1 protein-coding gene is annotated in these 448 nt (G+C 54.0%); it reads left to right on the forward strand.

The genetic code is table 11. From position 1 onward, the window contains the following. The coding region (locus tag A3736_RS17435; RefSeq protein WP_197465505.1) for a hypothetical protein at positions 1-448 on the forward strand (448 nt) is incomplete at both ends.

A 448-nucleotide genomic window follows, 5' to 3' on the forward strand; every position in this document is an offset into this window, starting at 1 on the left:
ACCATATCCAGCGCCAGCTTTGGGGGTTCGGCGTTTTCGAATTCGTCGGCTACTTGGACGCGATCCTGTCGAAGTCGCCTGAACTGTTCGTCGCATTATGGCTTCGGCGCTGGGAAGATCTCGATCGTCTGACTTCGCAAGCAGGATCGCAGGGTGGACCATGCCTCAGCGAAATCTTCGGCACACCAGTTCTATTGACTCTTAAAACAGGAGATCGGGATTCCTTCCTCGCGCCATGGGCTATCATGAGTGAGATCGAGCGGATTGTGGAAATCGCAAACCAGATGAGGGCACGCAGAGGCATTACATCGGCCGCCGTTCGTGCACGCGTAGCTGCCTACAGGACAATCGACGACTTGATGGCTGATGAAAGTGAAATCGGAAAACATATCCGAGGTCTGCTGCTAAGCTCGCGGTTCGTCCATCATACCATGAATGGCTCGAACCA

This window comes from Erythrobacter sp. HI0063 (assembly GCF_001635685.1).
In the GTDB taxonomy this organism is placed as follows: Bacteria; Pseudomonadota; Alphaproteobacteria; order Sphingomonadales; family Sphingomonadaceae; genus Qipengyuania.